15 protein-coding genes and 1 pseudogene are annotated in these 19,737 nt (G+C 63.7%); 10 read left to right on the forward strand and 6 right to left on the reverse strand.

Going from position 1 to position 19,737, the window contains the following annotated elements; translation table 11 throughout:
- Positions 1-151: 151 nt before the first annotated feature.
- The 5 genes from NKH02_RS00895 to NKH02_RS00915 form a co-directional block, all read right to left on the reverse strand.
- The gene (locus tag NKH02_RS00895; protein ID WP_352875675.1) at positions 152-1,048 is read right to left on the reverse strand and encodes a dihydrodipicolinate synthase family protein; all 897 of its coding nucleotides are present in this window, start codon (positions 1,046-1,048) and stop codon (positions 152-154) included.
- Between the two features lie 28 nt (positions 1,049-1,076).
- Positions 1,077-3,152, reverse strand: a complete 2,076-nt coding sequence (locus tag NKH02_RS00900; protein ID WP_352875676.1) for a dipeptide ABC transporter ATP-binding protein — start codon at positions 3,150-3,152, stop codon at positions 1,077-1,079.
- Positions 3,149-4,057, reverse strand: a complete 909-nt coding sequence (gene opp4C / locus NKH02_RS00905) for an oligopeptide ABC transporter permease (RefSeq protein WP_352875678.1) — start codon at positions 4,055-4,057, stop codon at positions 3,149-3,151. The genes NKH02_RS00900 and opp4C overlap by 4 nt, the downstream gene beginning before the upstream one ends.
- Positions 4,050-5,006 carry an ABC transporter permease gene (locus tag NKH02_RS00910; protein ID WP_352875679.1) on the reverse strand — a complete coding sequence of 319 codons (957 nt, stop codon included), beginning with the start codon at positions 5,004-5,006 and terminating at the stop codon, positions 4,050-4,052. Before NKH02_RS00910 ends, opp4C begins: the two co-directional genes overlap by 8 nt.
- A gap of 94 nt (positions 5,007-5,100) precedes the next feature.
- Positions 5,101-6,699, reverse strand: coding sequence for an ABC transporter substrate-binding protein (locus NKH02_RS00915; RefSeq protein WP_352875680.1), 1,599 nt, complete (start codon positions 6,697-6,699; stop codon positions 5,101-5,103).
- A 186-nt stretch (positions 6,700-6,885) separates the two neighbouring features.
- On the opposite strand from NKH02_RS00915, the gene nanR reads away from it, so the two are divergent.
- From nanR to apnL, 8 genes and pseudogenes are all read left to right on the forward strand, one after another.
- Positions 6,886-7,596, forward strand: a complete 711-nt coding sequence (gene nanR / locus NKH02_RS00920; protein ID WP_352875681.1) for a transcriptional regulator NanR — start codon at positions 6,886-6,888, stop codon at positions 7,594-7,596.
- A 344-nt stretch (positions 7,597-7,940) separates the two neighbouring features.
- On the forward strand, positions 7,941-8,768 hold the full coding sequence (locus tag NKH02_RS00925; RefSeq protein ID WP_352875682.1) for a phosphogluconate dehydrogenase C-terminal domain-containing protein: 828 nt from the start codon (positions 7,941-7,943) through the stop codon (positions 8,766-8,768).
- Between the two features lie 282 nt (positions 8,769-9,050).
- A complete protein-coding gene (locus NKH02_RS00930) occupies positions 9,051-9,992 on the forward strand; it encodes a D-ribose ABC transporter substrate-binding protein (RefSeq protein WP_352875683.1) in 942 nt (313 codons plus the stop codon).
- Positions 9,993-10,088: 96 nt separating this feature from the next.
- Positions 10,089-10,733, forward strand: a complete 645-nt coding sequence (locus tag NKH02_RS00935; RefSeq protein WP_352875684.1) for a DUF2291 family protein — start codon at positions 10,089-10,091, stop codon at positions 10,731-10,733.
- A complete protein-coding gene (locus NKH02_RS00940) occupies positions 10,730-12,286 on the forward strand; it encodes a sugar ABC transporter ATP-binding protein (protein WP_352866829.1) in 1,557 nt (518 codons plus the stop codon). The genes NKH02_RS00935 and NKH02_RS00940 overlap by 4 nt, the downstream gene beginning before the upstream one ends.
- Complete coding sequence (locus tag NKH02_RS00945; RefSeq protein ID WP_352875685.1) at positions 12,279-13,343, forward strand: ABC transporter permease; 1,065 nt, start codon at positions 12,279-12,281, stop codon at positions 13,341-13,343. Before NKH02_RS00940 ends, NKH02_RS00945 begins: the two co-directional genes overlap by 8 nt.
- Positions 13,344-13,345: 2 nt before the next feature.
- Positions 13,346-14,380 carry a Gfo/Idh/MocA family protein gene (locus NKH02_RS00950; protein ID WP_352875686.1) on the forward strand — a complete coding sequence of 345 codons (1,035 nt, stop codon included), beginning with the start codon at positions 13,346-13,348 and terminating at the stop codon, positions 14,378-14,380.
- Positions 14,377-16,213, forward strand: a pseudogene (gene apnL / locus NKH02_RS00955) (D-apionate lactonase). The gene NKH02_RS00950 and the pseudogene apnL overlap by 4 nt, the downstream one beginning before the upstream one ends.
- Before the next feature lie 2 nt (positions 16,214-16,215).
- Here the strand turns inward: apnL and NKH02_RS00960 are convergent.
- Positions 16,216-16,929, reverse strand: coding sequence for a transcriptional regulator NanR (locus NKH02_RS00960; protein WP_352875687.1), 714 nt, complete (start codon positions 16,927-16,929; stop codon positions 16,216-16,218).
- A gap of 184 nt (positions 16,930-17,113) precedes the next feature.
- Here NKH02_RS00960 and oiaX point away from each other — a divergent pair, with 184 nt between their 5' ends.
- Together oiaX and NKH02_RS00970 are read left to right on the forward strand one after the other, a co-directional pair.
- Entirely contained in the window at positions 17,114-18,364 is a 1,251-nt protein-coding gene (oiaX, locus tag NKH02_RS00965; protein ID WP_352875747.1) for a 3-oxo-isoapionate-4-phosphate decarboxylase OiaX, read from the forward strand.
- 4 nt (positions 18,365-18,368) lie between these two features.
- Positions 18,369-19,703 carry a four-carbon acid sugar kinase family protein gene (locus NKH02_RS00970; RefSeq protein ID WP_352875688.1) on the forward strand — a complete coding sequence of 445 codons (1,335 nt, stop codon included), beginning with the start codon at positions 18,369-18,371 and terminating at the stop codon, positions 19,701-19,703.
- The last annotated feature ends 34 nt before the right edge of the window (positions 19,704-19,737 follow it).

Here is a 19,737-nt window from a genome sequence, read left to right on the forward strand (position 1 = left end):
CATTTGGCTATCGCCGTTCATGATAATCGACCGATGCGGTGAGGCAATCCTTTCGAACGCAAAACGCCTCCGGATTTGCGGGAACCGCCCGATGGCAAGCGCAATGTGTCTTCTGCCATTCGGCGGCCGCGGGTCTTTCAGCCGCGACCGCTCACGCCAGCCACTCTTTCACCGCCGGGCGGGCGAGAACCGCGCGCATCCGGTCCTCGGCATCGGCGACGGCCAGTGCCATCGGCGCGCGGGTCGCTCCGCAATCGACGCCAATGACGCGGAAGGCCGCTTTCATGCCCGGCAGGACGCCGGTTTCCAGCAGCACCTCGACGAAGTCCCGCGACACCATCTGCAGCACTTTCGCCCGTGCCAAATCGCCGACGCGGATCGCCTGATCTACTGCCACGTACAGCCGGCCGAGCAGATTGTAGGTGGTGCCGATGCCGCCATCGGTGCCGAGCATGCCGGCGGCGGCATAGATCTCGTCGAAGCCGTAGTAGAACAGTTTTTGCGGCTGCCGCTTGCGCAGCAGCGAATATTTGAACAGGTCGGTGGAGGTGTATTTGATGCCGATGACATTGCGCAGATCGAGCAGCCGGACCAGCAGGTTGAGCGGCAGCGGCCGGCCGGTCCGCAAAGGGATTTCGTAGACGATCAGCGGCAGGTCCGTCGCCGCCGCCAGCGCCTGGTAGTAGCCAAAGATCTCCTCGTCGGAGAATGGATAGGAATGCGGCGGCAGCGCCGACAGTGCGTGATAGCCAAGCTTTTGCGCCCGCCGCGCCAAGCGGATGGAATCGCGCAGGTTCGGCATGCCGACATGGGCGATCAGCCTGGTGCCGGTGCCTGCCGCACCGGCGAAGACCACTTCTTGCTGGGCCAGCAATTCATCTACGGTCAGCAGGCCGGATTCGCCGCTGCTGCCGCCGACATAAAGCCCGGTCAGGCCTTGGCGCAGGACATAGTCGGTGATGTTGCGCTGGCGCTGCGGATCGAACTCGCCGGCATCGCTCAGTCCGGTCATCAAGGCGGCATACATGCCCGCCAATTCCTTGGTCATTTGGGGATCCTCGGTCTTTCCAGGAGAGTCATTGGGTGGCCTCGCCTGCATGATGGCAGGCGACGAGATGCTGCCCGGAGATGGGCGAGCCGAAATCGCGCACCTGCGGCTCCATCTTGGTGCAGATGTCGCTCGCCAGGGGACAGCGCGGATGGAAATGGCAGCCGGCCGGCGGCTTTGACGGATCGGGCACGCCGCCGCCCAGCACGATACGCCGGCGTGTGCCGCCGGCTTTGGGGTCCGGCACCGGGATCGCGGACAGCAGCGCTCTTGTATAGGGATGCAGCGGACTGCCGAACACCACTGCCGTGGTGCCGATCTCGACGATCCGGCCCAGATACATCACCGCGACGCGGTCGCTGAGATAGCGGATCATCGACAGGTCATGGCCGATGAACAGATAGGTTAGGCCGAGGCGCGCCTTGAGGTCATCGAGCAGATTGACGATCTGCGCCTGGATGGAGACGTCGAGGGCCGAGATCGGCTCGTCGGCGATGATGAACTTCGGATTAGCCGCCAGCGCGCGGGCAATGCCGACGCGCTGGCGCTGGCCGCCGGAGAGCTCGAACGGGTAGCGGTTGCGCAGTATTTCCCGCAAGCCGACCAGCGCCAGCAATTCACTGACGCGGGCGTCGCGCGTCGCCCGGGTGCCGATCTTCTGCGCGCGCAACCCCTCGCCGATGATGCGCCCGACGGTCATGCGTGGATTGAGCGAGCCGAAAGGGTTCTGGAAAACCATCTGCATATCGCGGCGGCGCTGCTTGAGCTGTTCGCCTGTCGCGCCGGCATAGTCCCTGCCCTCGAAGACGATGCTGCCGACGCTCGGGCGTTCGAGACCCAGCACGGCGCGGCCGGTCGTCGACTTGCCGCAGCCGCTTTCACCGACCAGCGCCAGCGTTTCGCCGCGCAGCACCTCGAAGCTGACGCCATCGACCGCATGCACCGCGCCGACCTGCCGCCTGAGAACACCGCGCCGGATGGGGAAATGCACCTTGAGATCGGAAACGACAAGCAGCGGTTCTTGCCTGGGCGCCGCTGCCGGAGCCGCGCCTGGTGCGGCTGCCGGCGCACGCTGCAATCGCGCCACCTGCCGCCAGCGCCAGCAAGCCGTGGCATGGCCGGTGCTAACCGCTTCCAGCGGCGGCTTCTGTTCGCGGCAGCGCGCCTCGGCATGATCGCAGCGCGGCGCGAAGGCACAGAAGGTCGGCGGCAGCGTGACGTTGGGTGGCGCGCCCTTGATCGGCACCAGCCTGGTGTTTGCCGCCGTCAGCGACGGAATCGAATTCAACAGGCCGATCGTGTAGGGATGCGTCGTCGCCGAAAACAGCTCATCGACCGGCGCGCATTCGACGATCGAGCCCGCATACATCACCGCGACGCGGTCGACGAAGCCGGCGACCAGGCTGAGGTCATGGCTGATCCAGATGATCGCCATGCCGAGCTGTTTTTGCAGGCGCACGACCAGCTCGACGATCTGTGCCTGGATGGTGACATCGAGGGCCGTCGTCGGCTCGTCGGCGATCAGGATCGACGGCTTGCAGACCAGCGCCATGGCGATGCCGATGCGCTGCAATTGCCCGCCGGAGAACTGGTGCGGAAAGGCGCGCATGCGTTGCGGCCCGTTGGCGATGCCGACCAGCGCCAGCATGTCGAGCGCCTGGCGCTCCGCCTCGGCCTCATTCAACCCCTGGTGTTCGCGCAGCGCCTCGGTCAGTTGCAGGCCGATGGTCAGCACCGGGTTCAGCGACGACATCGGATCCTGGAAGATCATGGCTATGTCGCGGCCGCGGATCTGGCGCAGTTCGCTGTCAGGCATGGCCAGAAGATCGCAGCCACGAAACAGCGCGCGACCTTGGGTGACGCGGCCGGGCGGCTTGCGGATCAGCCCCATCAGGGTCTGCACGGTGACCGACTTGCCGGAGCCGCTCTCGCCGACGATCGCCAGCGACTCGCCTTCGGCAAGCTCGAAGGAGACGTCGTTGACGGCATAGACGGAATTGCCTTTGGGACCGAACTCGACGCTCAGGCCTTGTACGGAAAGCACTGCTTGCCGCCCGATCCCCTTTGCTGCCCTGCCAACGTCAAGTGTGTCGGTGCCCGTCATTTGGCGCCCCCGCCCATGATGTGCTGCGGGTCGAGCGCGTCACGCAGGCCGTCGCCGACGAAGTTGATGCTGAGCACGGCCATCGCGATCATCGCGCCGGGCGGGATCCACATCCAGGGCTGGCTCTCCAGGATCGACAGTGTGCGGGCATCGCGCAGCATGTTGCCCCAGCTGGCCGCCGGCGCTTGCGCACCGAGGCCAAGGAAGGACAGCGAGGCTTCGAGCAGGATGACGGTGGCGACGTCGAGCGTGATCGCCACCAGGATGGGCCCGAGCACATTGGGCAGGATGTGTTCGAGGATGATGACCGACGGCGAGGTGCCGAGCGAGCGCGCGGCGAGGACGAATTCCTGGTTGCGCAGCGCCAGGATTTCGCCGCGCGTCAGCCGGGCGATGGACGGCCAGCTGAGCAGGCCGATCACCACCATGGTGTTGAAGATACTGGGGCCGACCACTGCGACGAAGGCGATGATGATGACGAGGCGGGGGAAGGTCAGCACCATGTCGATCAGGCCCATCAGCAAGAGGTCGACCTTGCCGCCGAAATAGCCGGCAACGCAGCCGATGAAGATGCCTATTGCCGCTGAGATCGCGACGGCGACGAAGCCGACCGTCAGCGAGATGCGGCCGCCATAGAGGATGCGGGCAAAGATATCGCGGCCGGTACCGTCGGTGCCCAGCCAATGGATGCCGCCCGGCGGCTGGTTGCGGCCGCGCAGGTCGATGTCGTTGGGGCCGTAATGCGCGATCAGCGGTGCCAGCACGCAGGCGAGCACGATGACGGCAAGCATAATCAGTCCGAGCGTCGCCAGACGGTGGTTGAGGAAACGGCGCGCCGCCTCGGCCCACAGGCCGCGCGAGGTGCCGGAGGCAATCGTCATGTCGGCGGCGGTGACTTCAGTCATAGCTCACCCTGGGGTCGAGCACGCTGTAGGCAAGGTCGGTCGCAAGGTTGGCGAGCATGACGATGATGGCGGTGATAAGCACATAGCCCATGATGACCGGGCTATCCCTGTTGACCACCGCATCGATAAACATCAGGCCGATGCCCGGCCATTGGAAGATGGTCTCGATCACCACCGAGCCTCCGAAGAGCGTCGGCAAAGTGAGGCCGAAGACAGTGACCAGCGGGATCAACGCGTTGCGCAGACCGTGGCGCAGCGTGATCGTGCTTGGCCGCAGGCCCTTGGCCTTGGCGGTGCGCATATAGTCCCGGTTCAGCACTTCGAGCATGCCGGCGCGGGCGTAGCGCATGAAGATTGCGGCGCGGAACAAGGCGAGTGCTGCCGCCGGCAGGACCAGGTGCCTGAGATTGTCGAGGAGCGAGAAGCTGTCGCCCGCCGTCGAAATGCCCGACGACGGCAGCCAGCGCAATTCAAGCGCAAAGACGTAGACGAGCAGCAGCCCCATGAAGAAATCCGGAATCGAGACGCCGACAAAGCCGCCCAGCGTCAGCGAATAGTCGGTCAGTTTGTATTGCCTGAGCGCCGAGATCACACCCAGCGTGGTGCCGATGAGGAAGGCGACGAGCAGTGCCACAGCCATCAGTTCCAGCGTCATCGGCAGGCGCTCGCCGATGATCTCGCCGACGCCGCGACCGTTGACGAAGGAGCGGCCGAGATTGCCGTGCAGGATCTGTCCAATCCAGTTGAGGTATTGGATGTAGAGCGGCTGGTCGAGGCCGAGCTCGCCACGTCGCATCGCGATCAGCGCCTCGCTCGATGGCGCCTCCGCCGTGATCATCGCCAGCACGGCATCGCCCGGCATTGCGTGCGCGATGGCGAAGACGATCACGGTGACGCCGAACAGCACCGGGATGCTGAGCAGCAATTTGCGCAGGAGATAGCTGAGCACCGGCCTCTCCTATTGCTGAAGGCGGCTTTTGAGGCGGTTGGTCATGAGGTTCCAGTGCCTCATGACCAACTGATGAGGGCGTCTACGCAGCAGCCTACTCGGCCACTTCCCACTTCTCGACTTCGTTGTAGACCGGGTGGTTGAAGATCACGAGCGGCTGCTCCTTGAAGTGCCGGGCAAGGCCGACGATGCGGTTGTTGAAAGCCAGCGGCCGCACCTCGTTCCACAGCCAGGCCTTGGGCAGCTCCTTGTTGAGGATGCGTGAGGCTTCCTGGTAACTTTCGGCACGCACGGCTCGGTCGGCCGATTCCAGCCCCTTGTTGAACAGTTCGTCGACCTTGGGATTGCAGTAACCCAAGCTGAGTGGCTTGGCGCCGCAGACGACCACCGGCGAACCGAGCGAGGGGTCAAGCCCCATGCCATTGGCGAAAAAGCCCATCTGGAAGCTGCCGTCGGCATAGGTCTGGTTGATCGCCGCCGGATCGAGCAGGCGCGGCTGGATGTTGACGCCGACCGCGGCCAGATAGCTCTGGATGGCGGTGACGGTGTCGACGTTCATCTGGTCGGAATAGTAGTAGATGAAATCGACCGGCTGGCTGCCGTCCCAGCCCGCTTCGGTGAGCAATTGCTTAGCCTTGTCGGGATTGTAGTCGTAGGGCTCGAGGTCCTTGGCGCGCGCCCAATCCTGCGGGAACAGTGTGTTCGACAGTTCGCCGGCGCCCTGCTTGACCGTCTCGATGATGGCCTTTCGGTCGAGGGCGTAAAGCATCGCTTGACGCACCCGTACGTCGGCAAAACGCTTGTTCTCCAGGTTGAACTGCAGGTAGGTCGGCAGGCCGGCGGAGAATTTCGGCAGCACCGTCAGATAGTCGAGCTTCTGCAGCCGGGCGAGCTCGGAGATCGGAACGCCACCGCCCTCAAAGGACATGGCGTCAACCTCCTGCGTCTCGAGCGCGGCGATGATTGGCGGCACGTCCTTGTATATCTGGTAGATGATGCGCTCGAGTTTCGGCGCGCCGAGGAAATAGTCGGGATTGCGGTCGACCTCGACATACTGGTCGCTCTCGTATTTCTTCCAGACGAACGGGCCGGTGCCGACGCGGTTGACCCAGAAAGCGTTGCCTTTGATGTCGCCGGGCGCGACCTTGCCGAGGATGTGTTCGGGAAAGATGCTGATGGCGATAAGCTGCAACTCGACCCAGAGCGGCTTGGCGCTGTCGAGTTCGATCTGGACGGTCGTGTCGTCAAGCGCCTTGACCCCGGCAAGCGAGGAGGCCGAGCCATCCTGGAAAGCCTTGTACCCGGCCACCGCGCCGAGCTTCTGCGCCCAAGGCGAGCCAACCTTGGGATTGGCATAGAGGTTGAGGCTGAACACCACGTCCTTGGCGATGAAGGGCGTTCCGTCATGCCATTTGACGCCGTGGCGAAGGCTGAGGATATACGTCTTGCCGCCATCGGGCGTCTTCCAGCTTTCGGCCAGCATCGGCTGCACGCCATCGCCCGTCCATTTGATGTGGACCAGTCCCTGCAGCACGGTCTCGTCGAGCCGGTGGCCGCACGTGGTGTGCAGCGTTCCCATCTCGATGCAGCCGGTGCGCATGGCGGAACGGAACGTGCCGCCCTCGGCCCTGGCGATCACCGCGGCAAACATCAGCGCCAGCGCCGGCACAAGGCTCATCAGCAGTCGTCTCATGGAATTCTCCTCCCGTTGTTTTTCGCCGCCGAAATCGGGCAATGCCCTGTTCCAGGCCGATTTGCGCGCCAGGCCTCGCCTGTCGCGCCGACCGCCGCGCCGTCGGCCGGCGGCGGCACCCTCCAACCCTTCGGTTCCGCAAGTCCTCGCTTGCGGCGACTGGTCTAATAGCTTAAAAGGTAGACCATGCACAATATGCCGGTTCGAAAAAAATTATCCGATGAAGTCCGCTTCCGCCTGGAGGAGATGATCCGCGACGAGGTCTATCCGGTCGGCGCCTCGCTGCCGTCCGAGCGCGACCTGATGTCGATGTTCGATGTCGGCCGTCCCTCGGTGCGCGAAGCGCTGTTTGCGCTGGAGAAGATGGGGCTGGTGCGCATCAACAGCGGCGAGCGGCCAAAGGTGACGCGGCCGACGCCGAAGAACATGCTGGAGCAGTTGACCGGGACGGCGCATCTGTTGATGGACCAGCCCGACGGCATCGGCCATTTCGAGCAACTGCGACTGTTCCTCGAAGTCTCGACCGCGCGCCATGCCGCCGAGGTGGCGACGCGCGAACAGGTCGATGCGCTTGCGGCGGCACTTGCCGAGAACGAGCGCGCCATCCCGCGCGCCCGCGCCTTCGCCGTCACCGATGTGGCGTTTCACCGGGTGCTGACCGCAATTCCCGGCAACCCGATCTTCCTGGCCGCGCATGAAGCGCTGGTGGAATGGCTGATCAACCAGCGCATCCACATGGCCAACACCGAGGTGGAAAACCGCCGGAGCTTTGCCGGCCACAAAAACGTGTTTGAAGCCATCGAGCGGCACGATCCGGAAGCGGCCGGCCGAGCGATGCGCGAACATCTGGAAAACGCCCGCCGCAAGTTCAACTCGGGCCAGGCGAAACTGGATTAGGCTCGGCAGCCTTCACCCTCGGCTAGCGTCCGTGCTTGACCGCTGGGCCAACGAGCCCGTTGCCCTGATCGACCAACTTCGGCCGCTGGCTCAATCCTTCCTCCCGTAACCGCGTCAGGGCTGCGCGCAAGAGACCCAGCGATTGCTCGCCGTGGGTACACGATCCGCACAGGTGTGAGCCGACCGAGCCACAAGCGCGCCGGGATGCGGCAGTCACGAGAGATCGGCAGTCATACCTGCGCCATTCACCATTATCGGATTGCCAAGACATGGTAGTGTGATTATACCAGTTGATAAGTTGACGACGGGCGATACCGTCGGCCGAGATCAGGAGTAGTGACCAGATGACAACAATTGCGCTGTTCGGTGCCGGCGGAAAAATGGGCTACCGCCTGTCGACCAATTTTCGCGGATCGCCCTACACGATACGCCATGTCGAGGTCAGCGATGCTGGCCGCGAACGGCTGAAAACCGGACTGGGTTTCGATACCGTCAGCACCTACGAGGCGCTCAAGGGCGCCGATGTCGTGATCCTGGCCGTTCCGGACACGCATATCGGCAAGGTGGCGACCAGCATCGAGAGCAAGCTGGCGCCGAGCACGATGGTGGTGGTGCTCGACGCGGCGGCACCTTTCGCCGGTCACCTGCCGAACCGGCCGGACCTCACCTATTTCGTCACCCACCCCTGCCATCCGCCGATCTTCAATGACGAGACCGACATGGCGGCCAAGAAGGATTATTTCGGCGGCGTCAAGGCCAAGCAGCATATTGTCAGCGCCTTGATGCAGGGGCCGGAAGAGGATTACGCCAAGGGCGAGGCGATCGCGAAAATCATCTGGGCGCCGGTCATGCGCTCGCATCGCGTCACCGTCGAACAGATGGCGCTGCTGGAGCCCGGCCTCTCGGAGACGGTGTGCGCCTCGCTGTTGGTGGTCATGAAGGAGGCCGTCGACGAGGTCGTCGCACGCGGCGTCGACAAGCAGGCGGCGCTCGACTTCCTGCTCGGCCATATGAACGTGCTCGGCGCCGTCATCTTCGGCGAGACCAAGGGCGTTTTCTCGGACGCCTGCAACAAGGCGATCGAATTCGGCAAGCCGGTGCTGATGCGTGACGACTGGAAACGCGTGTTCGAGCCGGAAGAGATCGCCGCCAGCATTCAGCGCATCACCTGAAAGAGCGTTCAGTTTTTGCCGCTCATCAGGTACATATCACCTGAATTAGTGATTGACTCATCATACCAGTTAGCTTAGCTGTTAATGGCTTGGATCGACAAGGTTTCGCAGGGAGTACGAAACCTGGCGAGTGGAGGATGGCGGGGAGCAACGATCCGTGGAGGGGAAGCCGGCAAACGGCTCTTTAGCCCGAAAGCGATCCGCCGCCCGCGCTGCCTGACGAATTCGGATGCCGACAGAGGCCTTGGTTGACCAAGGCAATTTTTCAAACGGGAGGACTTCATGAAACTCACACGCAGAATGACGCTTGCGGCTTTCGCCGGCATGCTGGCGCTTGGCACGGCAGTTCCCGCCTACGCGGCGGATCTCATCGCCATCATCACGCCCTCGCACGACAATCCGTTCTTCAAGGCGGAAGCCGTCGGCGCCGGGGCCAAGGCCAAGGAACTCGGCTACGAGGCGCTGGTCCTCGTCCATGACGACGACGCCAACAAGCAGTCCCAGTTGATCGACACCGCGATCGGCCGCGGCGCCAAGGCGATCATCCTCGACAATGCCGGCGCCGACGCCACGGTCGCCGCCGTGCAGAAGGCCAAGGACGCGGGCATTCCGTCCTTCCTGATCGACCGCGAGATCAACGCCACCGGCGTCGCCGTGGCGCAGATCGTCTCCAACAACTACCAGGGCGCCCAACTCGGCGCGCAGGAGTTCGTCAAGCTGATGGGCGAGAAGGGCAATTTCGTCGAACTGGTCGGCAAGGAATCCGATACCAATGCCGGCATTCGCTCCAAGGGCTATCACGACGTCATCGACGACTATCCGGACCTGAAGATGGTCGCCCAGCAGTCGGCCAACTGGAGCCAGACGGAAGCCTATTCCAAGATGGAATCGATCCTGCAGGCCAACCCCGACATCAAGGGCGTCATCTCCGGCAACGACACGATGGCGATGGGCGCCTATGCGGCACTTGCCGCGGCGAACCGCAAGGATGTCATCGTCGTCGGCTTCGACGGATCGAACGACGTGCGTGACTCCATCACCTCCGGCGGCATCAAGGCAACCGTGCTGCAGCCGGCCTTCGCGCAGGCGCAGATGGCGGTCGAGCAGGCCAACGACTTCATCAAGAACAAGAAGTCGCCGGCAAAGGAAAAGCAGCTGATGGACTGCGTTCTGGTCAATGGCGACAATGCCGCCAAACTTGAGACCTTCGCGCTGACCAACTGAGCCAGCGTGATTTGAACAGCGAGGGGCGAATTTCGGTTCGCCCCTCGCCGCCATTTTCCGTGGGCCAACCACCACCATGCTGAACAACAGGCCACTATGCTGAACACCAAGCCGAACTGGCCGATCCTTGCCGTGATGGTCGGCATCAGCCTGACCGCCTGCAAGATACTGCCGACGAAATCGGCAGACGGCGGCAATTCTCCCGCCTTCAATCCGGACAAGACGGTCGAAGAAATATGGGCGGCAAAGGTCGTGCCCTACCTCCGGCAGAAAGCCGGACCATTTCCAGAGGTTCACACCCTGGCGACTACCGATGCCGCGGCGGCCGGCGCCAAATACGGCAATCCGAACAAACAGGCGAACGCGCCGTGGACTTTCGCGGTTCGCCTGGAAGGCAAGATCGTCGCGGCGAACACGCAGTCGCGTGCGGCGACGGCCGACATCGATGTCGACGGCGACGGCAAGGCCGATGCGCGGGTGCAGATTGGACCGGCGGTGCGCGGTACCGCGCTACGCGACAGCCTGGACTTCATCCAGTTCAACGACTTCACCAACCAGATCGACTTCGCCCAGTTCGGTAAGGCGTTCAACAGCTACGCCGACAAGACGGTGCTATCCAAGCTGCCGCGCGAAGCGCTGGAGGGCCGCGGCGCCAAGGTGCTGGGCGCCTATACGCTGGGCAGTGGCCAGGACCTGCCGCTGGTGACGCCGGCGGAGGCAGAGATCGGGCCGAAGCCATGAGCGCGGCCTCGGAGCGCGACATCATCCTGAAGCTGGAGGACGTCTCCAAGGTCTATTCCGGCACCGTTGCGGTCAAGCGCGCCAATTTCGAGGTGCGCAGGGGAGCGGTCAACGTGCTGGTCGGCGAAAACGGTGCCGGCAAATCGACGCTGATGAAGATCATCGCCGGTGTCGAACGACCGACAGTCGGCCGTATTCTGCTGGAGGGCGAAGAGGTGTCCTTCTCGTCGTCCGGCGATGCGGTGAACCGCGGCATCGGCATGGTGTTCCAGGAACTCAACTTGTTCGGCAATATGAGCGTCGCCGAGAACATTTTCGCCACCCGCGAAATCACCAACCGGTTCGGCAAGATCGACCGCAAGGAACAAGAAAACCGCGCGGCGGAATTTCTAGAACGCCTGCAAGCCGGTATACGGCCCGACATGCTGGTCGAGGATCTGCGCATCGGCCAGCAGCAGTTGGTCGAGATCGCCAAGGCGGTTTCTCTCGATGCACGCATCCTGATCATGGACGAACCGACCTCGGCGCTGAGTGCCGCGGAGGTCGAGATCCTGTTCAAGGTGATCGCCGACCTCAAGGCGCGCGGTGTCGCCATCGTCTACATCTCGCACCGGCTCGAGGAGTTGATCCGCATCGGCGACTACATCACCGTGCTGCGCGACGGCCGCATCACCGGCCAGGAAGAGATGAAGAACGTCGACACACAGTGGATCGTTCGCCAGATGATCGGCTCCGACGCCAAGGACTTCGCCAAGGCCGACGGCCATCTTCCGGGCGAGGAGATCTTCCGCGCCGAGGAGATCTGCCTGCCGCGCGCGACCGGCGGGCTTGCCGTCGACCATGTCTCGCTATCATTGCGTGCCGGCGAGATCCTCGGCATCTACGGCCTGATGGGCGCCGGCCGCAGCGAACTGTTCGACTGCATCATGGGCCGCCACGGCCATTCGACGGGCGAGATCTTCATTGGCGGCAAACAGGTCAGGGAGCGCGACACGACGCGGCGCATCCGGCGCGGGCTTGCGCTGATCCCCGAGGATCGCCAGCGCGAAGGGCTGGTGTCGATCCTCTCGGTCGCAAGCAACCTGACGCTGGCCAGCCTGTCGCGATTTGCCCGCCTGTTCCATATCCGTGGCGCCGACGAAAGGCAGGCGGTGACACAGATGGTGCGGGAACTGGCGATCAAGGTCGCCGACCCGGCGCAGGAAGTTTCGTCGCTGTCTGGCGGCAACCAGCAGAAAGTGGTGATCGGCAAGGCGCTGCTCACCGGACCCAAGGTGCTGTTGATGGACGAGCCCAGCCGAGGCATCGATGTCGGCGCCAAGGCAGACGTCTTCCGCACCATGCGCAAACTGTCCCGCGACGGATTGGGGATTTTGTTCGCCACTTCGGATCTCGATGAGGTGATGGCGCTGTCCGACCGCATCGCGGTGATGAGCAACGGAAAACTGACCGGCATGTTCGATCGCGCCGAGGCGACGGAGGCGGTACTCGTAGCCGCGTCGGCGCTTGGCCATGGACCGGCCCCACACACGGAGAGCACCGCCCATGACTGACATACCAGCCAAGGTGGCCGCTCCCTCCGCTTCCAGCGGATCCGTGCTGTTGACGCTGATGAAGCTCAGGACCTTCATCGCGCTCATCGCCGTCCTGATCTTCTTCTCGATCGCGGCGCCGAATTTCCTGTCGACCGCCAATTTGATCCTGATGTCGAAACATGTGGCGCTGAACGCGTTCCTGGCGATGGGCATGACCTTCGTCATCATCACCGGCGGCATCGACCTTTCGGTCGGCTCGATCGTCGGCCTGTGCGGTATGGTGGCCGGCTATCTCGTGCTCAACGGCATCGACTTGCAGATCGGCTACACCATCTATTTCAACGTCTTCGAGATCGCGCTGATCACGCTTGCCGTCGGCATATTGATCGGCGCCGTCAACGGGCTGCTGATCACCAGGCTGAACGTCGCGCCATTCATCGCCACGCTGGGCGTTCTCTATGTCGCGCGCGGCCTGGCGCTCTTGTCGTCCGACGGCCGCACCTTCCCAAACCTCATCGGCAAGCCGGAACTGGGCACCACCGGCTTCGGTTTCCTCGGTGCCGGCCGGTTGCTTGGCCTGCCGGTGGCGATCTGGATCCTGATCGTCGTTGCACTGGGAGCCGCTTATCTCGCCAAGTACACGCCGCTCGGCCGCCATATCTTCGCCGTCGGCGGCAACGAGCGGGCGTCGCGGATTTCGGGCGTCCGTGTCAACATGGTGAAGATGTTCGTCTACATGTTCTCGGGTTTCTGCGCGGCGATCGTCGGCCTGATCATCTCGTCCGAGCTGATGGCCTCGCATCCGGCGACAGGCGAAAGCTTCGAGCTCAACGCCATCGCGGCGGCGGTGCTCGGCGGCACCTCGATGTCGGGCGGCCGCGGCACGATCGGCGGCACCATCGTCGGCGCCTTCGTCATCGGCATTCTTTCGGACGGATTGGTGATGATGGGTGTGAGTTCGTTCTGGCAGATGGTGATCAAGGGTCTCGTCATCATCGTCGCCGTCGTCGTCGACCAGGCGCAGCGACGGCTGCAGAGCCGGGTAACGCTGATGCAGATGGCGAAGGCGGGCTGAGCATGGCGGAGTTGCGTGGAGCGCTGATCGGCTGCGGCTTCTTTGCCGTCAACCAGATGCATGCCTGGCGCGATATAGCCGGCGTCTCGATCGTCGCCATCTGCGACCGTGATCCGGAACGGTTGCGGATCGTCGGCGACCAGTTCGGTATCGCCCGGCGCTATACCGACGCGGCGGAGATGTTTGCCGGCGAAAGCCTCGACTTCGTCGATATCGCCACCACCGCGCCCAGCCATCGTCCGCTTGTCGAGATGGCGGCCGCCCATCGCGTTCCGATGATCTGCCAAAAGCCGTTCGCGCCGACGCTTGCCGACGCCAAGGCGATGGTCAGGGCCTGCGCGGAAGCTGGCGTGCCGCTGATGGTGCATGAAAATTTTCGCTGGCAGTCGCCGATCCAGGCGGTACGCTCCGTGCTCGACAGTGGCGAGATCGGCACGCCCTTTTTCGGGCGCGTCTCCTTTCGCTCGGCCTATGACGTGTTTTCCGGCCAGCCTTATCTAGCGACGGGAAAGCGCTTCATCATCGAGGACCTCGGCATCCACATCCTCGATATCGCCCGCTTCCTGCTGGGCGACGTGTCTGTCATCACCACGCGAACAGTGCGCATCAACCCCGCCATATCAGGCGAGGATGTCGCGACCATGCTGATGGACCACAAGAGCGGGGCGACGTCCGTGGTCGATTGCAGTTACGCCACGAAGCTTGCCACCGAGCCGTTTCCCGAAACGCTGATCGAGATCGACGGTAGCGACGGCACGATCCGGCTGGCACAGGGATACCGGCTCACCGTCACCGGCAAGAGCGGCGCGGCCGTCACCGACGTTTCGCCGCCGCTGCTGCCGTGGGCGTCGCGGCCTTGGCACAACATCCAGGAAAGCGTCGTCGCCATCCAGCAGCATTGGGTAGACTGCCTGGCAAACGGAACCGTGCCGGCGACCTCTGGCGCCGACAATCTCAAGACGTTTGCGCTGGTCGAGGCCGCCTATGCCGGCGCCGCGAGCCGGCAACCGGTGCAGCTCGACACCTTGCTGAAATGACCGCCGACGCCTTCCTGCTTTATGGCACGCGCGAGGTCGAAGCCGAGCCGGTCAGGCTCTGCGCCGGCGCGCTCAGCGCGGACTTCGTCAACGGCAATCTGCGCACCATTCGCCACGGCGGCACCGAAGTGCTGCGCGCCATCGCCTATATCGTGAGGGATCGCGACTGGGGCACTTACGAACCAGTGCTGACGGACCTCTCAATCGACCAGAACGAAGAGGCGTTCTCCGTCAGCTACTCCGCAAGCTGCATTGGACCCGACGGAAGCCGCCTCGGCTTCCGCGCCACCATCAAAGGCTCCGCCGATGGCCGTCTGATCTTCGACGTCAGCGCCCTCCCCGAGAGCGATTTCGAGACCAATCGCTGCGGCTTCTGCATCCTGCACCCGATCGCCGACCTGGCCGGCAGCCCGGTCACGGTAGAGCATACGGACGGCCACGTGGCGGCGACAAAGCTGCCCGAACTGATCGACCCCTGGCAGCCTTTCAAGGATATCCGCGCCATCACCCATCAGGTTCGGCCTGGCGTCACCGCCGAATGCCGGATGGAAGGCGACGTGTTCGAAATGGAGGACCAGCGCAACTGGTCGGATGCGTCCTACAAGACCTATGTACGGCCGCTGGCGCTGCCATGGCCCTATGTGCTGCCTGCCAGTGAACCCAATCGCCAGACGATCAGCCTGCGCATCGCTGGTGCAGGCAAAGCGCCGTCTGCCGCCGTGGCCAGCGAACCGGTCCGCGTTGAACTCGGCGATACCGGACCAAGGCTGCCCGATGTCGGCGTGGTCATCTATCCCGAGAATGTCGAGACGGCACTGGCGAACCTCTCCACGCTGTCGACACTCGCCCCACAACAGCTGCTGTTTCATTACGATCCGACGCGCGGCCACGGGCTCGGCGCTTTGCGGGCTTTCGCCCAGCTCGCAATTGCTTACCCATCTGAAACGACCCTCGAATGCGTCATTGCCTGCGCTGGCGATCTCGACGCCGAGCTGTCGGGCGTCGCCGACCTGGTGCGCCAGGCCGGACTAAAACTCTCGGCCATTGCCGTTTCGCCTTCGGTCGACCGGCAGTCGACGCCGCCGGGCAGCGCTTGGCCGGACTGCCCGCCGCTCGAAGAGGTCTATGCCGCGGCGCGGCGCGCCTTCCCGGACATCCGCCTCGGCGGCGGCATGTTCAGCTATTTCACCGAACTCAACCGCAAGCGTGCCGGCGGACCGGCTCGATTTCGTCACCCATTGCACCTGCCCGATCGTGCACGCCGCCGATGATCTCAGCATCATGCAGTCGCTGGAGGCGCTGCCTTTCATGACCCAAACGGCACGGGCGATCTTCGGGGCAAAGCCCTACCGGATCGGTCCGTCGACGATTGCCATGCGCCAGAACCCCTATGGCGGAGCGACCAAGGCCAACCCGCGGGGACAGCGCATCGCCATGGCCGACAGCGATCCTCGCCATGCCGGCCTTTTCGGAGCCGCGTGGACGATGGGCTATGCCGCGCGCGTCGCACCGGCCGGACTGGAGATGCTGACGCTATCCAGCTTCACCGGGCCGTTCGGCGTGCTGGCGTCATCCGGAGAACCCGTCGCGGAAGGCTCACCCCGTCCGATCTTCACGGCTATCAAGGGGCTTTGCGAGATGGCTGGCCTTGCGCATGTGGCGGCAAGGACGAGCGATGAGACCAGGGTGCTGGCGTTGGCTGGTCGTTCTGCCTCGGGCGAGACTGTCGTGTGGCTGGCGAACCTGACGGCGGACGACGTGCCGGTCGACATTTCAGCTTTTGGCCGAGGTCACCTCGTGATGACGCCTTACGCGATCACCCGGATCGGCTGAAGTTACTTTTCGGAGTTCATCACATAGAGCGCGCGCGAGCGCTCAAGGTGCTTGATCATCGCCTTCTCGGCGCCGTCGGCATCCTTCCTTTCGATGCGGCCGATGATCTCTTCATGCTCGGTGAGCGTGAAGTTTTCCTTGCCGGTCCAGATCAGCATTTCGGTGTGGTATTCCTTCAACCAGCCGAGCATCGCCTCGCTGACGGCGACATAGATCGGGTTGCCGGAAATTGCGGCGATCTGGGTATGGAATTTCATGTCGGCGGATATGAAGGCTTCGGAATCACCGCGAAAGCCGCGCTGTTCGGCAATTGTGGCCCGCAGCCGCTGCACATCCTCGGCGGTGGCCTTTTCGGCGGCCTCCCTGACCATGCCGCGCTCGAAGAAGATGCGTGCGGTCTTCAGGTGCTCCAGCGTGTCCTTCGATGACGACAGGATGATCTTGGCGGCGCCATCGACCTGCTTGATGATCGACTTGGCGGTGAGTTGCAGCACCTTGGCGCGCTCGCCATGCGAGATCGCGACAAGCCCCATATTGCTCAGCGCCTGCATCGCCTCGCGGATCGCCGGCCTGCCGACCTCGAAGCGCTCCATCAGCTCTCGCTCCGACGGCATGTCATCGCCCGGCATCAATTCGCCGCTGGTGATCAGGCGCTTCAGCCGCAAGAAGACCTCGTCGGAAAGCTTGCGCCGGACAATCGGTTCCGAACGGTTCATCGTCGCGAATCACTCCCTTGACCCGGCCCTATCTAACACTGCCGCCACAATTCCCGGAAATTGCCGTCTGTCGATCCGCCCAAGGCTTCCAGGCGGATATGTCTTGCAATACTTATGTACTCATTATACCAGATTTCGAACACCGGTGAACCTTTTTCGAACGCTCGGCCTGAGACAGCAGACCATGATCACCCTCACCTATCGCATCGAAACGCCTGGCAGCATCGAAGCGCTGGCCGCCAAGATCGCCAGCGACCAGTCGACCGGAACCTTCGTCGCACTGCCTGGCGAGACCGAGGAGCTGAAGGCCCGGGTGGCGGCGCGCGTGCTGGCGATACGGCCTCTGCCCGATGCCGAGCGGCCGTCGCTTCCCGATGACGGCAACGGGCCGTTCAAGCGTGCGGATATCGATATCGCCTTTCCGTTCGATGCCATCGGCACCGACCTTTCGGCACTGATGACAATTGCCATCGGCGGCACCTATTCGATCAAGGGCCTAACCGGAATTCGCGTCGTCGACATGAAGCTGCCGGAGGATTTTCGGGGCGCGCATCCCGGCCCACAGTTCGGTGTCGCCGGCAGCCGCCGGCTGACCGGCGTCGCAGACCGCCCGATCATCGGTACCATCGTCAAGCCGGCGCTTGGCCTGCGGCCGCACGAGACGGCGGCAATGGTGGCGGAACTGATCGCTGCAGGCGTTGATTTCATCAAGGACGATGAGAAGCTGATGAGCCCGGCCTATTCGCCGCTGTCGGAACGGGTGAAGGCGATCATGCCGCTCATCCTCGACCACGAGCAGAAGGCCGGCAAGAAGGTGATGTATGCCTTCGGCATCTCGCATGCCGACCCGGACGAGTTGATGCGCAATCATGATCTGGTTGTGAAGGCCGGCGGAAATTGCGCTGTTGTCAACATCAATTCCATCGGCTTCGGTGGCATTGCCTTCCTGAGAAAACGGTCCAGCCTGGTGCTGCACGCCCATCGCAACGGCTGGGACATCCTCACCCGCCACCCCGGCCTCGGCATGGACTTCAAGGTCTGGCAGCAGTTCTGGCGGCTGCTCGGCGTCGACCAGTTCCAGATCAACGGCATCGCCTCGAAATACTGGGAGCCTGACGACTCTTTCGTCGAGTCGTTCAAGGCGGTGACGACGCCGATCTTCTCGCCCGAGGACTGCGCATTGCCAGTGGCGGGCTCCGGCCAGTGGGGCGGCCAGGCCCCCGAAACGTACGAACGAACCGGCCGGACGGTCGACCTCCTCTATCTCTGCGGCGGCGGTATCGTCAGCCATCCGGACGGGCCGGGCGCCGGCGTGCGCGCCGTGCAGCAAGCCTGGCAAGCGGCGGTCGACGGCATTCCACTTGCCGACTTCGCCCTGAACCATCCCGAACTGGCCCGGTCGATCGAAAAATTCGGCGACGGCAAGGCAGCCTGAAGCCATGCAAGACCTGCTTCTCAGCTATTATGGCGACGACCTGACCGGCTCGACCGATGTCATGGAAGCGCTTGAGCTCGGCGGCGTGCCGACCGTGCTGTTCATGCGCCAGCCGGACGAGGCCTTGCTGTCGCGCTTCGCGCATTGCCGGGCGATCGGGCTGGCCGGCACCAGCCGCAGCGAGACGCCGCATTGGATGGACACGCATCTGCGCGAAGCCTTCGCCTGGCTGAAGACGCTCAATGCCGCGATCTGCCATTACAAGGTATGCTCGACTTTCGATTCCAGCCCGACGATCGGCAGCATCGGCCGGGCCATCGAAATCGGCCGCTCGGTGTTCGCGCAAGACAGCGTGCCGCTGCTGGTCGGCGCGCCGCAGCTCAAGCGCTACACCGCCTTCGGCCATCTGTTCGCGGCCTATCGCGACCAATATTTCCGCATCGACCGCCACCCCGTGATGAGCCGTCACCCGACGACGCCGATGGATGAGGCCGATCTGCTAATCCATCTATCGCGGCAGACGGCGCTGAGCTCCGGGCTGGTCGACCTTGCGACGCTGCAGTCCGCGTCGCGGTCGGCGGCATTCGATCGCCTGACCGGGAACGGCACCGCCATCGTGCTTGTCGATGTCGACAATCTGGAAACGCAAGCCCTGGCCGGCAACGAGCTGTGGCGCGTTCGCAAGCCCGGTGGTTCCTTTGTCGTGGGCTCGTCCGGGGTCGAGTACGCGTTGCTGGCCGAATGGGCGTCGAATGGCATCGTCAGCGCCGGACATGGCTTCACGCCGCCGGGCGCCGCCGACCGGATCGCCGTCGTGTCGGGCAGTTGCTCGCCGACCACCGAACGGCAGATCCGGCATGCCCTGACCGATGGTTTCGACGGCATCGAAGTCGATCCGGTCGAACTGGTTTCGCTGGCTTCGGAGCAGGCGATCGCGCGCGCTACGGCAAGCGGCCGTGCCAGTCTGCAAGCCGGGCGCAGCGTCATTCTCTACACCGCGCTTGGCCCTACTGCCGACAGGGGCGCCGAAATCGACCGGCAGGCAGGCGCCCGCCACAGACTTGGCCGCGGCCTCGGAGAAATCCTTCGCAATCTGACGATCGAACAGAGCCTGCGGCGCGTGGTCATTGCGGGCGGTGACACGTCGAGCCACGCCCTCGGCGAGATGGGCATTGATGCCCTGACAATTCGCATGCCGCTGCCCGCTTCGCCGGGTTCCCCGCTTTGCGTTGCCCATTCGCGCATCAAGGCTATCGACGGGCTGGAGGTTGCGCTCAAGGGCGGCCAGGTCGGAACCGATCGCTATTTCTCGGCCATCCGCGATGGCCTCAGCGATTGAAACAGCCAATATTGCGTCCAGGTGTGGCCGGCGG

It is taken from the genome of Mesorhizobium sp. M1396 (assembly GCF_040317725.1).
In the GTDB taxonomy this organism is placed as follows: domain Bacteria; phylum Pseudomonadota; class Alphaproteobacteria; order Rhizobiales; family Rhizobiaceae; genus Mesorhizobium.